Here is a 14,573-nt window from a genome sequence, read left to right on the forward strand (position 1 = left end):
GGCGGTTCGGCCAGTGCCTGGACTGCTGCCGGCGTTCGGCGCAGCGTGCCTCGCGCTCTGCGCCACACTGGCGTTGATCCGGGGAGGCCATGACAAATCCGGCACATAGCGCGCGCGAGATTGCGGCCGAGGTCAGCGCCGGACGGATCAGCGCGGTCGAGACCGTCAAGGCCGCCCTCGCCCGCATCGACGCCGCGAAGACCTTGAATGCGGTCGTCACGACTGATCCTGCGCGCACACTCGCCGATGCCGCAGCGGTCGATGCTCGCTTGCGCGCTGGCGAGACGGTCCCGCTCGCCGGCGTTCCCGTCATCGTCAAGGACAATATTTGGGTCGGCGGCTGGCGCGTGACGCAGGGCTCGCGCCTGTTCGCCGATTTCATCGCGCCGCAGGATGCCATTGCGATCGAGCGGCTGCGCCGCGCAGGCGCCGTTGTCGTCGGCATCGGGGCAACATCCGAGTTCGCCAGCAAGGGCGTCACCACCTCGCCGCTGTTTGGGCCGACACGGCATCCGCAGAATCCCGCACTGACGCCGGGCGGCTCTTCGGGCGGACCCGCCGCGGCCGTTGCAGCCGGCCTCGTGCCGCTCGCGATCGGCACCGATGCCGGTGGCTCCAGCCGCAGGCCGCCGGCCCATGTCGGCGTCGCCGGCTTCAAGCCGTCCTATGGCGCGATCCCCTATGGGCCCGGTTTCGTCGAGCCATTCTTCGGCCTGTCCGTCATCGCGCCGATCGCCATTGATGTCGGCGACATCGCCCTGGCGTTCGAAGCCATGGCCGGCGACGATCCGCGCGATCCGGACTCAGCGAACATCGCGCGACATGCCAGTGACATCTCCAGCCTGCGCATCGCATTCTCGCCACGTCTCGGGCTCGACGTCGCAGTCGACGATGTCGTCGCAAATGGGCTCGCCTCCGCGGTTGCGCGTCTCGCCACCGCAGGCTTACCCGTCGCACAACGCGATCCCGTCTGGCCCCCGGGTGCGACGGAAGACGCTATCATGCCGCTTCAGCACGTGGGCCTTGCCGCTCTCCACGGCGATGCCTTTCGCAAGGATCCAACCGCTTTCGATCCTGACATCGCCAAGCAGGTCGAACGCGGTCTCGCCTGGTCAGGCAGCGATGTTGCCCGGGCGCTGGTCGCCAGCACGTCGATCGCCCATGCGTTTGCGACCTTCTTCATCGAAGTCGACCTGCTGCTGGCCCCGACGGTGCCCTGTGTCGCCTGGCCGTTGACCCAGCTCGGACCCGACCTGATCGGCGGCCGCCCGGCGAGCCCCCGCGGGCACGCCGTGTTCACACCATTCGTCAATCACGCCCGGCTGCCGGCGATCTCGATCCCATGCGGGCGAGATACGGCCGGGCTTCCTTTCGGCCTCCAGATCATCGCCCGGCGCGGGCAGGACCGCACGTTGCTGTGCGCCGCACGACATATCGAGGCGGTGCTGCGGGCGTAGGTCACGTCACGAAGGTCGACCGCAAACGCCGCCAGCCGATCACGATGCCCGTGACGGAGAACACCAGGCCAAGCGCGCAAAGTCCGACGATCAGGACATCACGCAGACGCGGATGGGCCATCAGGACAGGGACGTCGAGCGTGTGCAGCGCGCCATAGAGCCAACGATAGGCTCGCCGCGAGGCATCCAGCCGTTGCAGCACGCTGCCATCGGCGCCGTCGATGTCGAACCAGAGATCGCCGCAGCGGGCGCGGTAGACGGGCGCGCCGGGAACGATGGACTGCGCGGGATAGTCATCCTTATAGGCGACAACGGACGCCGCGCCGCAGCCTGTCGCCAGGCGCGTCGTCAGGCTGAGGAAGTCCTGCTCAGTCAGGAACGCCGCTTGCCGAGCCGGGGCCGGCTCGCCCGCCCTGGTCAAGGTCTGGCTGTTAAGGCCGGTCCGATCGCGCCGAAAGACGCTCCCCTTGAAGGCAAACCATTCGATTTCACGGACCGGGGAGGAAATGGGCTGCTGATCGATCGACGGAGCTGCGCGCCAGTCCGGCACGGCGTTCGTCACGGCGGCCTCGGCCGGGGTCAATTGCCCACGCGAGAACAGCCGGCCGTGATCCATCGAGAGCCAGCCGCTGAAAATCCAGGTCAGCACGAAAACGGTCGAAACGAGCCCGATGATGTGATGCAGGGCGTGCCAGCCGCGATAGGGCGACGCGATCTGGCGCCCGCGGATCCTGATCCTGATGACACCGAGCACTGCGCCCAGCACCGCAGCCGTCAAGGCCACCAACGACAGTGTCGAGACCACCTGGTCCCACAGCGACCAGTTGCTCCTGAGCACCGTCGGATAGATCCAGTGCACGACGCTGCCGACCCAATTCCATCCGCGCTCGCTGCGGATCGTGTCGAGCACAACCTCGCCGGTGCGCGACGAGACATAGATTTCCGTTCCCGCCGCATCGCCGAGCGCGCCGCGAAACAGAGGCCGATGGCGATCGAAACCGTTGGGGACGCTCCATTGATCGTAATCGGCACGCGCCACGATCGTGGCGTTTGCGGCATCGAGCCCACGTCGACGAGCATGATCTTGCGCAATGGCGAGCGCGACGTCGGGAAACTCCACCGATGCATCGGCCCCATCGGACGCATGAACCGCCCGCACACGCGATGGTCCCGACACCACATAGACCGGCCCGTCGCTGCGCTGGATCAAGCGCACACGCGTGGCGTCCGCGATCCCACTGGCGGCGACCGCGTCGGCCACCGACATGACCGGCTGCGCGCGCTCAACTGGCGCGAGCCCGGCAAAGCGCTCCGCCTCCGTCAGCGACGGAAACGGAACGAAGTGCATCACGATTCCGCTCGCAAACCACATCGCGAACAGGAAGCAGAACGCGATCCCGAGCCAGCGGTGCGAGAGGACGATCGCGCCCATCATGTGGTCAACACCCTACCATTTGAACGCGGCGGAGATTTCATAGGTCCGCGGTGCACCCAGCAGGATCTGGTTGGGATAAAACGGGTCGCCCCAGATCGCGTAGCGCTTGTCGGTGAAGTTGCGCACCCGGAAAGTCAGGCGGGCCTGGTCGGCCGCATTGAAGACCGTCTTGGGGATATCGACGAAGGCGTAGACATCGCCGACCGTGTAGGCATTCATGGTCACGGTGTTCGCATCGGTGTTGTAGCGGTCGCCGACATGACGGCCGGTGATGCCGACCTCCACCGGCCATGCCGTCGAGAAGCGCCAGGACGCGCCGGCATTGGCAACGAAGCGCGGCACGTTCGGCGGCGTGTTGCCCGAGAACGAGCCGCCGGCAAAGTCGTAGCCGGCGTAGCGCGCATCGACATAGGCGATGTTGCCCCAGAGACGCAAAGGCTCGATCGGGCGGATTGATCCGGCAAGCTCGACACCCTTCGATTCCTGCCGTCCAGCGATGTTGAGCTGCATGCCACCGGCCGCGGCATAGACGTTCTTGCGCAGGATGTCGTAGGCCGAAAACGACCACTCCGCTCTGTTGTCCCAGAGCACATGCTTGACGCCGGTCTCGTAAGTGCGCGCGGTCGTCAGGTCGAGGTTCTGGGTCGGAGCAACCAGGAAGATATTGTTGGCCGAGACGTCCGCGCCGGTGGCGTACTGGCTGAAGAAGGTCAAACCCGGAACGGCTTCCCAGGTGTAGCCGATGCGGCCGGTGACGGGCGCCCAGGATTTCGAGAATGGGAAGTCTGCTTTCACAAGCCCGGCGGGGTCAGTCGAATTGCGGTCAAGCCCAATATGCTCGACGCGCAGACCACCGATCAGCGCAAAGGTGCGCGTCAGCTTCAGCCGGTCCTCGAACGACAGCGCCTCGTTGTCGATGCGCGCGGTCTGCTGCTGTATCGTGAGCGGGCCATAAAAACCGCGGTCGAAATCGACCAGCGGCACAGAATCGCCAAGGGGCTTGAAGGCACCCGGCCTGACGAAGTCCAGGTAGCTCGACGACAGCGTCGTGACGAGACGATTGTCGAAGCCTGCGATATTCGCATCCCAAGTCAGGTCGGTGATGTTGCCGACCAGCCGTTGGCTGTGCGCGACAGAGAAGCGGCTGCGATCCACCAAGTTCGTCGCGGCGTTGAATGCCTCGACTTCGTTGTTGAACCACGAGCGCTCCGCGCCGTAGGCATAGGCCTGGCTCTTCAACGTCAGGTCGGGCGCCAGCTTCAGCTCGAAGCCGCCGCGCAGCCAGACCTCCTGCGCCACGTTGCGATTGTCGAGGACGTTGTAATTGGTGTTGAAGGTGCGGTCGTCGATCGTGATCGGCCCGAGAATCGAATTGTTGGAGGCGACATAGGCGCCCGAGACGATGCCGGCCGTCGCATGCGATCCGCTATAGGCCACCGGCACCAGTGGCGCGCCCCAATATGCCTTTGAGCGGTCCTCGCGATATTCGATCGCGCCCCAGACCTTGAGGCTGTCGGAGATGCGGTAGTTGAGCTGGCCGGAGACGTCGAGCGTCCTGGTGTTGGTGTCGTCGGCAAAGCCGTTGAGCGTGGAGCGGCTGACGTCGAAGCGGTAGTCGAGCCCCTCGACATTGGTGCTGCCACCCGAGCCGTAATGCGCGCGGAACGAATTGAGCGAATCCCAGGAAAAGTCCGCTTCATTCCGGATCGGCCCGGTGTGCGGCTGCCTGCTGACGAAGTTGATCGCGCCGCCGGCGGCGCCCTCGCCCGAGATCAGCGAGGCCGGCCCCTTCAGGATCTCCACGGCTTCGAGATTGGCCGTGTCCATGATCCGCGAGGTCATGTTCTGGGGGCCGATCTTGATGCCGTTGTAGAGCGTGTTGATCTGGCTGTTGGTGAAGCCGCGCATCGAGAAGGCCGACGGCTCCGCCGGATTGTCGCCGGCGGTGACGCCGACCGCGCCCTGGGCGACGTCGGAGACGGTGCGGTAGCCCTGCTCGCGCATGGTCTCGGCGGAGATCACCTCGACGGTTGCGGGCGTCTCGCGCACGGTCAGGCCGAGGCGCGAGGCGCTTTCGGCAATCGCGTTGCTGTTGAGCGGCGTCGGCGCCGAAGCGTTCGGCACGACCGGCTTGGGCGCGGCCACGGCGGGCCTGCGCGCTGCTGTGCGGCGCACCGTTGCCGCATCCCGGCCGGCCGGCTTGGTCTGCTTGCGGGATTGCGGCGGCGAGACCTCCACGGGCGGCAGGGGTTCGCGGAACTGCTGCGCCAAGGCAGCTGGCATGTCGATGGCGACAAAAGATGTGAGAGCGGCGGACGCCAGCAGGAAACGGCGTAGTCGCACAATATGGCTAGAAGACACGGTCTTGGACCTCGGTGTGACGTCAGTGGCACGTCACCGCGAACCAAGGTCCCATCTTCCGGCTCATAAGCCTTCCGATGAAGCCGAATGTCTGTACTCCCCGACCGACATCTTCGCGTGTGACCACGGCTGACGGCAGGTCTCCTGGCTCGCGGGTCGTGACCACTTCGTCGCCTTCCCGGGACCGAGGACCCAGTGGCTTCTGACGAAGGATTCACCGCTTACAGTTGCGGGGGCAGCTACGGCATTGGGGACAATGTCCCCGCACCGCATTCCCTTTTCATCCCCTCTCGGGGAAACCGTCAAAATCATCTAGGGTTACGATCAAGACAGAGTCAATGTACAAGCTGCGCCATTATTGCCGCAGCGACCAACTTCTTTGGAGATAAGCATGGAAGGCGAGACCTTCCTCTGGCTGATCCGGCATGCGCCGGTCGACGGCGTCAAAGGGACGATCCACGCCGCCGACGCGCCCGCCGATCTCGGCGACCGGGCGCAGCTGGAGACGCTGCGGCAGCGCTTGCCGCAGGATGCCGCGAGCTATGCCAGCCCGTCACGACGTACGGTCGAGACGGCGCGCGCTCTAGGGCTAGAGCCGGCGTTGGTCACCGAATTCGGCGAGCAGGATTTTGGCGACTGGACCGGCCGGCGGCATGACGAGCTCGCAGCTGACGGAGGCCAGGCCTATGCGCAATTCTGGAGCGATCCGGCGCGCGGACGGCCGCCAGGCGGCGAGAGCTTTGAGGATCAGGTCGCGCGCGTCCGGCTGGGGCTAGCGCGGATCGGCACAGCTCGCGCAACGCTCGTCGTGCATTCAGGCACCATCCGTGCCGCGCTCTGCCTCGCACTGGATCTGACGCCGCAAGCGGCGTTGCGCTTCGTGATCGATCCGCTGTCGCTGACCCGGATCGATCGGCTCGCGACCGGCTGGCGTGTCGTCTCGGTCAATCAGCGCGTGGCCTGATCAAACAGGCCGATCCGGCACGTTGGCCTGCGCGAACGTCGCCATGTCGTTGTGAAGGTGACACGCCGATCGCACCAGCGGCAGCGCGATCGCGGCGCCCGATCCCTCACCGAGCCTGAGATCGAGGCTGATCAGCGGCTGCACGTTCAGCGCGCGCAACACCAACCGATGCCCCTGCTCCGCCGATTGATGCGAGGCGAGCTGGAACGGCTGGCAAGACGGGTTCAGCCGCACCGCCGCGAGCGCAGCAACCGAAACGATGAAACCGTCGATCAGCACGGGAATGCGCGCCTGCGCAGCCGCGATGATTGCGCCGGAGATCGCCGCGATCTCGAGGCCGCCCACGGCGCACAGGATCTTTTCGGGCGCTGCGCCCGCAACGCCATGACGTGCGATCGCCGCATCGATCACGCGCGCCTTGTGCGCCCGGCCCGCCGCATCGACTCCGGTGCCCGTGCCCGCGATTTCCTCGGCGCCGATGCCGAGCAGGCTCGCGGCGATCGCCGCCGAGGTCGTGGTGTTGCCGATGCCCATCTCGCCGAAGATCAGCAGATCGGGCTGATGGGCCTGCGCCCGCGCCACTGCGCGCTGGCCGGCCTCGAAGGCGAATGCCAGCTCGGCCGGCAAGAGTGCTGCGTCGATGCTGAAATCGCGGGTGCCAAAGCGCGGCTTGTCCGTGACGATATCAGGCATCGCCACTTCAGCCAGCGTTCCGGCATCGACGACCTCGAGGGTAGAGCCGAGCTCGCGCGCCAGCACCGAGATCGCGGCGCCGCCGGAGGCAAAATTCGCCATCATCGCGATGGTCACGGCCTGCGGATAGGCCGACACGCCCTGCGCGACGATGCCGTGATCGCCGGCGAAGATGACGATCGGCACGCGTGCGGCGCGAGGGCGTTCGGTCGCCTGCAAGGCGGCAAGCTCGATCGCAAGCTGCTCCAGCCGCCCCAGCGCGCCGGTCGGTTTTGTCAGTTGCGTCTGCCGCGCGATCGCGGCCTCGCGATGAGCGGCGGAGATCTCGGGGCATTTCCGGGTGACCCAATCAGGGAGCATGGTGCCTCGCTTACGGCCTGCGCTTGAGAATGTAACTGTCCATGATCCAGCCGTGCCGCTCGCGCGCGGCCTGCCGCGATGCGACGATGCGCGGGCCGATCTCGGCGAGCGCGCCGGACATGATGATCTGATCGGCCATGCCGAGATAGGCGCCCCACCAGATGTGAAGTCCCTCCGGATCGAGCGACTGGAACGCCGTGCCGCCGTCGAGCATCACAACGACTGTATCGACGCCCACGGGCCAGCCGCCTTCGCGCAGGCGGCGTCCCGTCGTCACCAGAAACGGCTCGCCGATGTCGTTGAGCGGCAGTGCATGCGCCGCGCACAGCGCCTGGATTGACGTGATGCCGGGCACGACCTCGATATCAGGCAACGGATGGAGCCGCCGCGCGATGCGGAGCGAGGAATCGTACAGCGAGGGATCGCCCCAGATCAGCAGCGCGACCTTACCGTCACCGCCGGGATGATCGGCGATTGTCTGCGACCAGGTCGCGGCGACCGCGTCGTGCCAGTCGTCCACGCCCTTACGGTAATCGGCATCACCCGCGTCGCGCACGGGGAGATCGAACTCGGCGAATCGTGTGGTGTGGTTGGTGAGCACATCGGCGCAAATCGTCCGTCTGAGATCGGCAAGATCGGATTTTGCCGTTCCCTTGCGTGGGATTAGAACGAGATCGGCGGCATTTATTGCGCCAATCGCCGCACGCGTGAGCTGCCCGGGATCGCCGCAACCGATGCCGATCAGGGAGAGCGTCATCATGACGATCCGCCCTCCGCCAGCGCGCCGAACACGATCACAGCCGCCGTGGAAGCCGCACCGCCGCGCGCGAGCTGCTCGGCAAGCTCGGAAATGGTGGTGCGCACCAGCCGCTCGTCGGTACGGCCGAGGGACTCGGCGAATAGCGCCGGCGTATTCGGCGAAAGCCCGTGCTCGATCAATTTCGCGACCAACGCCGGAAAGGTGCGCCGGCCCATATAGACCACGGTCGTCGCATCAGGATCGGCCAGCGCGGCCCAGTTCAAATTCTGCGGCAGCTCGCCGGTGACATCGGCGCCAGTCACGAACTGCACCCGGCGCGAGGTGTGGCGACGGGTCAGGGGAATGCCGGCCTGCGCGGCGGCAACGCAAGCCGAAGTGACGCCGGGAACGATCTCGTAACCGATACCGGCCTCGCGCAGCGTCTCCAGCTCCTCCTCGAGCCGGCCAAAAATGCCGGCATCGCCCGACTTGAGCCGCACGACGCGCACGCCCGTGGCAGCGTAGTCGACCAGCAAGCGGTTGACGTGGTGTTGCTTGGTCGAGGGCCGCCCTGCGCGCTTCCCGACCGCGACGAGATTGGCGCCCGGGCGCGCCAGATCGAGGATCGCGCCCGAGGCAAGGTCGTCATAGAGCACGACGTCCGCCTCGCGCAGCCGCGCGGCGCCCTTAAGCGTGAGCAGCTCAGGATCGCCGGGCCCGGCGGAAATGAAGGTGACAAAGCCGCTCACCGATCCTCCGCAATCAGATGGAAGAACGTGCCGGTGGCGTGGCCGCGCCACGAGCCGGTTTCGGCGATGACCGCTCCGGTTGCGTCGTGCACGACTGCCAGCGGCGTATCGGGCTGGGCGACGATCGTCGAATAGTGGAATTCATGACCGCGCAGGCGCGCGCCAACCTGATGGCCCGGCATTGGCGCAGCGAGCGCGGCGAGACGATAACCCAGATGCATGCGGCGCTTGGCAAAGCTCGTCTCCAGTCCGAGCAGGCCCGTCATCTCATGACTGATACCGTCGGCGTCGGTCAAAGCAGTTCCCAGCACCATATACCCCCCGCATTCGCCGTGCACGGGTCGTGTCTCGGCGAAGGCGCGCAAGCCGCTGCGGAAGCGCGCATTGGCGGCGATCTTGCCGGCATGAAGCTCGGGATAGCCGCCGGGCAACCAGCACACGTCGGCGCTCGCGTCGGGCACTTCATCCGCCAGCGGCGAGAACGTCGAGATCTCCGCACCCGCCGCGCGCCAGGCCTCCAGCATATGCGGATAGACGAAGGAGAAAGCGGCATCGCGGGCGAGTGCAATGCGCTGCCCCGGCGGCGTCACGTTCAGGCCGTTCGCCGCTGGTTGCACAGACCAGGCGGCCGCGGACCGCAGCACGGCATCGAGATCGACATGCTCCGAGACAAAGCGCGCGGCCTCGTCGATCAGCTTTCCGATCTCGGCCTGCTCCTCGGCCTGCACCAGGCCGAGATGCCGCTTCGGCAGGCTGATCTCGGCGTGACGCGGCAGCGCGCCGAACACGGCGATGCCGACGTCATTGAGCGCGCGACGCACGAGGTCTTCGTGACGGGGGCTCGCGACGCGGTTGAGCACCACGCCGGCGAGACGCACGCCGAGGCGATAGTCGCGCATGCCAGCGGCAATCGCCGCTGCCGTCTGCGCCTGTCCGGAGGGATCGATCACCAGCACCACCGGCCAGCCCAGCATCTCCGCGATGTCGGCGGTGGCGCCGGTGCCGGAGACGCCGCGCGCGGCGACGCCGTCGAATAGGCCCATCGAGCCCTCGGCGAGCACGATGTCGGCATCCGTGCCCCGGCCGACGAGATGCGCGATCGTGGCGCGGTCCATCGCCCAGCTGTCGATGTTGACGGAGGCGCGGCCTGTGGCGGCGGCATGGAAGGCGGGATCGATGTAGTCGGGCCCGCTCTTGAAGCACTGCACGTTCAGTCCGCGATTGCGCCAGGCACGCGCGAGCGCCAGTGTCAGCGTGGTCTTGCCGACGCCGGAGGCCGGCGCGGAGATGACGAGGCCGGCCGGCATCACGATGCCTCCGGAAAACGCGGCTCGGCACCAACGGGCCGGTAGCGGCGGTCATAGTCGGCGGCGTAAAGCCGGCTCTCGTCGAAATCCGCAGCGCCAATCGTCCTTCCGACCAGGATGAGTGCGGTGCGCTCCATCTCGGTAGCTGTGGCTGCATCGAGCGATGCGAGCGTGGCGCGGACGATGCGCTGGTCGGGCCAGCTCGCGCGCCAGACGATGGCGACCGGGCAGTCCGCGCCGTAATGCGGCGTCAGCTCGGCGATGACCTTGTCGAGCAGATGGATCGACAGGTGGATGGCGAGCACCGCGCCGGTCGCGGCGAATGCCGCAAGCTTCTCGCCCTCGGGCATCGCGCTGGCGCGGCCCGGCGTGCGCGTCAGCACCACCGTCTGGGCAAGGCCAGGCAACGTCAGCTCGGCCTCGAGCGCCGCCGCGGCCGCCGAGAACGACGGCACGCCGGGCGTGACGGTGAAAGGAATGCCGAGCGCGCGCAGGCGGCGAAGCTGCTCGCCCATCGCCGACCAGATCGAGAGGTCGCCGGAATGCAACCGCGCGACGTCCTTGCCATCCGCATGCGCGGCCGTGATCTCCGCGACGATCTCGTCGAGCGATAATGATGCGGTGTTGACGATGCGCGCACCGTTCGGGCAATGCGCCAGCACGCCCTCGGGCACCAGCGAGCCCGCATAGAGGCAGACCGGACTGGCCGCGATCAGGTCGCGCCCGCGCAGGGTGAGAAGATCGGCGGCGCCCGGCCCGGCGCCGATGAAGTGCACGGTCATGGGCCGTCTCCTTCCGCGATCGCCGCGGTCGCGGTGCGATCCTGCGAGACCGCGCGCGTTGCGATGAGCCGCGCGCCAGGGCCGGCCACGGCGAGCGCTGCCGCTTCGGCAACCGATCCAGTACCGAATTTTTCCGTGATGAGTTTTGACTGCGTCGGCGTCGCGATGCCGGCCAGCACTTCGGCGGCGACGGCCCTGATCGGAACGCCACACTCGCGCGCGAGCAGTTTCAATGCCTCTGCGTCAGCCTTGTCGCTGACTGTTGCCATAGCCGCGAGGCCATCGGACCCGCCGGCCGCCGCAAGCGCTTCGCGCAACGAAGCCAGCGTCACATCCTTCTTGAATCCGAGCCCGGCGACCTTCATCGGACTGTGCTCCACTGCACCACCGGCCGCGTCGCCTCCCAGGACCGGTAGCGGCCGAGCGGAGCGGCATGCGCAATCTCGACCCGCATCAGCTCGCCGCCGGGGCGCTGGTGCAATTCGCCGAGCAGCGCTTCCGTCTCCAGCGTCACCGCATGGGCGACCAGCCGCGCACCGGGCGCGAGGCGCGACCAGACGGCATCGAACATCGCACGATCAAGACCGCCGCCGACGAAGACGGCGTCAGGTGCTCCCAGCGCCGCGAGTGCTTCCGGCGCCTGTCCCGCTACCACGGTGATCCGATGCCCCAATCCGAATGCCGCCGCATTGCTGCGGATGTTTTCAGCGCGATCCTCGCGCGCCTCAATGGCAATCGCAGCTCCCCCGCACAGCGCCCACTCCACAGAAATCGAGCCTGAGCCGGCGCCGATGTCCCACAGAAGCTCACCGGATCGCGGCGCCAGCGCCGATAGCGCGAGCGCGCGCGCCGGCCGTTTGGTGATCTGGCCGTCGTGAACGAAGAGATCGTCGGATAATCCAGAGCTGCGCGAAATGCCCTGGCCTCCCCACGCCTGCACCGCCAGCGCAACCAGATTGCTGGCAATATCCTCGGCAAAGAGATCGGCGCGGTGCTGGTCGATGCTTTCGCTTGGGCCGCCAAGCGCAACGAGAGTCCACACGAGTGAGGCGCCCCATCCGCGTTGCGTCAGCCACTTCGCCAGATCGCGGGCCGCCTTGCCATCGCGCACGAGACAAATGATGCGCGCACCTCGCGCCAGATGCGGCACGAGCCGCTCAAACGGCGCGGCGTGGAGACCAAGACAGGCGGTTGCTTCCAGGCGCCAACCCAGCCGTGCCGCCGCCAGCGAGAAGGTTGACGGCGCCGGGTGTGCGATCCACTCATCCCCGTCGAGCTTCTCGGCCAAGCTCGCGCCGGCGCCGTGCCAGAACGGATCGCCGGAGGCAAGCACCACTGTCGGCCGACCGCGTCGACTCAGCACCACATCCCCGTCGAACGGCACAGGCCACGGGCGGCCGCGCCCGCTCACGCCTGCAAGCGCGAGATGACGCTCGCCGCCGAACACGGTTTCTGCCTTGGCTAGCGCCTTTCGGCTTGCATCGGACAGCCCGGCAAGGCCATCTTCGCCGATACCGATGATGGTCAGCCAGGGATCAGCCATGATGCGCGCCCTTATATTGGGCGGAATTGCCGATGCGAGCCTGCTTGCCGCGGAGATCGCACGCGCAGGGATCGATGCCGTGTATTCCTATGGCGGCCGCACCCGCGCGCCCGCCGATCAGCCGCTGCCGACCCGCAGCGGCGGCTTTGGCGGCGCGGGCGGGCTTGCCGATACCATCAGGCGCGAAGGCATCACGCACGTGATTGATGCGACGCATCCCTTCGCGGCCGGGATGAGCCGCAATGCCGTTGAAGCGTGCGCGGAAACCGGCACGGCGTTGATTGCGCTCGAACGCGCGCTCTGGGCAAAAGCGCCCGGCGACAACTGGATTGAAGTCGGCGACGTCAACGCCGCGGTTGCCGCCCTTCCCGAAGCAGCCGCACGCGTGTTCCTCGCCATCGGCCGCCAGCACATCGCGCCGTTCGCGGCGCGGCCCCAGCACGCCTACACGCTGCGCTTCGTCGATCCGCCCGAAGCACCCCTGCCCTTCGCAGCCGATGTGATCGTATCGCGTGGACCGTTCACCCTTGATGGCGAGCTGGAGATGATGCGCATGCGCGGCATAAATTGGATTGTGGCGCGCAATTCCGGCGGCGATGGCGCGCACGCCAAGATCGATGCGGCCCGCAGGCTCGGCCTGCCCGTGATCATGATCTCGCGACCGCAATTGCCTGAACGGCTGCGGGTGGAGAGCGTCGCAGAGGTGATGCAGTGGCTCGGTCATCGAACCTGCCTCGGCGCATAGACCCAGCGGCCGACCCGGCGCGTCTGCGAATTTCCGACGATGACGAGCGTGCGCATGTCGGCCATCTCTGATGTCGCGTCGTTCAGCGTCACGGTCACGATTTTCTCGTCAGGTGCGCTGATCGCGCGCGCGAAGATCACGAGGCGCTCGCCGCAGCCGGCTTCTTTCAACACCGCGAGCGCACGGCCAAATCCTTCCGGCCGGCTCGCCGAGCGAGGATTGTACAGCGCAATCGCAAAATCCGCTTCCGCGGCAAGCCTCAGCCGCTTCTCGATGACCGCCCAGGGCTTGAGATTGTCGGAGAGATTGATCGCGCAGAAATCGTGGCCGAGCGGCGCACCCGCGCGCGCGGCGGCGGCCAGCATCGCGGTGATGCCCGGCAGCACGCGGATCGGCAGCTCCTGATATTGCGGCGCCTGCTCGAGCGCCTCGAAGACGGCCGAGGCCATCGCAAACACGCCGGGGTCGCCGGAGGAGACGACGACGACCTGTCCGCCTTCGGCAGCCAGACGCAACCCTTCGCGCGCGCGCTGCAGCTCTTCGCGGTTGTCGGACGGATGCAGGGTGAGACCGGGACGCGGCGCGACGCGCGCGACATAGGGAGCATAGCCCAGAATATCGGTCGCGGCGGCGAGCGCGGCGGACACCTCCGGCGTCACCAGTGCATTACTGCCCGGCCCAAGACCCGCGATGGTCAGCGTGCCCGTCATTCGGCGGCGTCCGGATGCCGGCCCTTGCCGTGTACGAGCACGATCGCAAAGTAGGGACAGTCGGCGGCGTCGATCTCGGCGAGCCGCACGACGCGCTCGCCCGGCATGGTGCCGCGCTCGACCAGCCAGGCGTCATCCAGCCGGCCGACGGACCCGAGCGCACGGCGCACCTTTGCGAGATTGCGGCCGGTTTTCATAATGACGAGCGCATCGGAATCGCGCATGCGGCGTTCGAGTTCGGCCTCAGTCAGCGTGCCCATCAGCACCGTCGTCACGTCGTCGCCGAGCGCGATCGGCTGACCAACGCCGTTCCAGCAGCCGACCATGCCGGGAATGCCGGCGATCACCTCGATCTCGACGCGGCCTTGCAGCCGCGTGTGCAGATGCATGAAGGAGCCGTAGAAATAAGGATCGCCCTCGCACAACACGACGACATCGACGGCGCGCGCCAGTCGCGCCAGGCGCTCGGCCCATTCGTCGTAGAAGCCGGCCAGCAGCTGGACATAGTCCGGGCTGTCGAAAGCGATCTCGGTCGTAACCGGATACTCCATGGGATATTCAGTGACGCCGCTTCCGAGCATACCCTCGACGATGCGCCGCGCCTGGCCGGGCCGGCCCTTCTTGCGGAAATAGGCGACATGCTTCGCGCCACGCACGGTCCGATCGGCGCGCACGCTCATCAGATCAGGATCGCCGGGGCCGAGACCGCAGCAGATGATACGTGCCAT

At 67.1% G+C, this 14,573-nt stretch carries 14 protein-coding genes and 1 riboswitch; of the genes, 3 read left to right on the top strand and 11 right to left on the bottom strand.

Features of this window, described 5'->3' with window-relative positions; translation table 11 throughout:
• The first annotated feature begins 89 nt into the window (after window positions 1-89).
• Window positions 90-1,457 carry an amidase gene (locus FXB38_RS34975; RefSeq protein WP_148755494.1) on the top strand — a complete coding sequence of 456 codons (1,368 nt, stop codon included), beginning with the start codon at window positions 90-92 and terminating at the stop codon, window positions 1,455-1,457.
• A 1-nt stretch (window position 1,458) separates the two neighbouring features.
• Here the strand turns inward: FXB38_RS34975 and FXB38_RS34980 are convergent, their stop codons facing one another.
• A complete protein-coding gene (locus FXB38_RS34980) occupies window positions 1,459-2,892 on the bottom strand; it encodes a PepSY domain-containing protein (RefSeq protein WP_148755495.1) in 1,434 nt (477 codons plus the stop codon).
• Between the two features lie 12 nt (window positions 2,893-2,904).
• A complete protein-coding gene (locus FXB38_RS43200; RefSeq protein WP_187435353.1) occupies window positions 2,905-5,253 on the bottom strand; it encodes a TonB-dependent receptor in 2,349 nt (782 codons plus the stop codon).
• Between the two features lie 117 nt (window positions 5,254-5,370).
• Window positions 5,371-5,572: riboswitch (cobalamin riboswitch) on the bottom strand.
• A 72-nt stretch (window positions 5,573-5,644) separates the two neighbouring features.
• Between FXB38_RS43200 and FXB38_RS34995 the strand changes: the two genes are divergently transcribed.
• Window positions 5,645-6,217 carry a histidine phosphatase family protein gene (locus FXB38_RS34995; RefSeq protein WP_148755497.1) on the top strand — a complete coding sequence of 191 codons (573 nt, stop codon included), beginning with the start codon at window positions 5,645-5,647 and terminating at the stop codon, window positions 6,215-6,217.
• Here FXB38_RS34995 and cobT read toward each other — a convergent pair whose 3' ends face one another.
• From cobT to cbiE, 7 genes are read right to left on the bottom strand one after another with little or no spacing between them, the layout of a single operon-like run.
• On the bottom strand, window positions 6,218-7,270 hold the full coding sequence (cobT, locus tag FXB38_RS35000; protein ID WP_148755498.1) for a nicotinate-nucleotide--dimethylbenzimidazole phosphoribosyltransferase: 1,053 nt from the start codon (window positions 7,268-7,270) through the stop codon (window positions 6,218-6,220).
• 10 nt (window positions 7,271-7,280) lie between these two features.
• The gene (gene cobF / locus FXB38_RS35005; protein ID WP_148755499.1) at window positions 7,281-8,030 is read right to left on the bottom strand and encodes a precorrin-6A synthase (deacetylating); all 750 of its coding nucleotides are present in this window, start codon (window positions 8,028-8,030) and stop codon (window positions 7,281-7,283) included.
• Window positions 8,027-8,758 carry a uroporphyrinogen-III C-methyltransferase gene (gene cobA / locus FXB38_RS35010; protein WP_148755500.1) on the bottom strand — a complete coding sequence of 244 codons (732 nt, stop codon included), beginning with the start codon at window positions 8,756-8,758 and terminating at the stop codon, window positions 8,027-8,029. Before cobA ends, cobF begins: the two co-directional genes overlap by 4 nt.
• On the bottom strand, window positions 8,755-10,065 hold the full coding sequence (locus tag FXB38_RS35015; protein WP_148755501.1) for a cobyrinic acid a,c-diamide synthase CobB: 1,311 nt from the start codon (window positions 10,063-10,065) through the stop codon (window positions 8,755-8,757). The genes cobA and FXB38_RS35015 overlap by 4 nt, the downstream gene beginning before the upstream one ends.
• The gene (gene cobM, locus FXB38_RS35020; protein ID WP_148755502.1) at window positions 10,065-10,847 is read right to left on the bottom strand and encodes a precorrin-4 C(11)-methyltransferase; all 783 of its coding nucleotides are present in this window, start codon (window positions 10,845-10,847) and stop codon (window positions 10,065-10,067) included. The genes FXB38_RS35015 and cobM overlap by 1 nt, the downstream gene beginning before the upstream one ends.
• Window positions 10,844-11,212, bottom strand: coding sequence for a cobalamin biosynthesis protein (locus FXB38_RS35025; protein WP_187435354.1), 369 nt, complete (start codon window positions 11,210-11,212; stop codon window positions 10,844-10,846). Before FXB38_RS35025 ends, cobM begins: the two co-directional genes overlap by 4 nt.
• Window positions 11,209-12,390, bottom strand: a complete 1,182-nt coding sequence (gene cbiE, locus FXB38_RS35030; RefSeq protein WP_148755504.1) for a precorrin-6y C5,15-methyltransferase (decarboxylating) subunit CbiE — start codon at window positions 12,388-12,390, stop codon at window positions 11,209-11,211. Before cbiE ends, FXB38_RS35025 begins: the two co-directional genes overlap by 4 nt.
• On the opposite strand from cbiE, the gene FXB38_RS35035 reads away from it, so the two are divergent.
• Window positions 12,389-13,135 (top strand): cobalt-precorrin-6A reductase, encoded by a 747-nt coding sequence (locus tag FXB38_RS35035; protein ID WP_148755505.1) that lies wholly within the window; start codon window positions 12,389-12,391, stop codon window positions 13,133-13,135. The two genes, cbiE and FXB38_RS35035, sit on opposite strands and share 2 nt — an antisense overlap.
• On the opposite strand, the gene cobJ is transcribed toward FXB38_RS35035, so the two are convergent.
• Window positions 13,111-13,845: a precorrin-3B C(17)-methyltransferase gene (cobJ, locus tag FXB38_RS35040; protein WP_148755506.1), complete on the bottom strand. Its 735-nt coding sequence runs from the start codon at window positions 13,843-13,845 to the stop codon at window positions 13,111-13,113. The genes FXB38_RS35035 and cobJ overlap by 25 nt on opposite strands.
• Window positions 13,842-14,573: a precorrin-2 C(20)-methyltransferase gene (locus FXB38_RS35045; RefSeq protein WP_148755507.1), complete on the bottom strand. Its 732-nt coding sequence runs from the start codon at window positions 14,571-14,573 to the stop codon at window positions 13,842-13,844. The genes cobJ and FXB38_RS35045 overlap by 4 nt, the downstream gene beginning before the upstream one ends.

The sequence above is a fragment of the Bradyrhizobium cytisi genome, assembly GCF_008123515.1.
In the GTDB taxonomy this organism is placed as follows: domain Bacteria; phylum Pseudomonadota; class Alphaproteobacteria; order Rhizobiales; family Xanthobacteraceae; genus Bradyrhizobium; species Bradyrhizobium cytisi.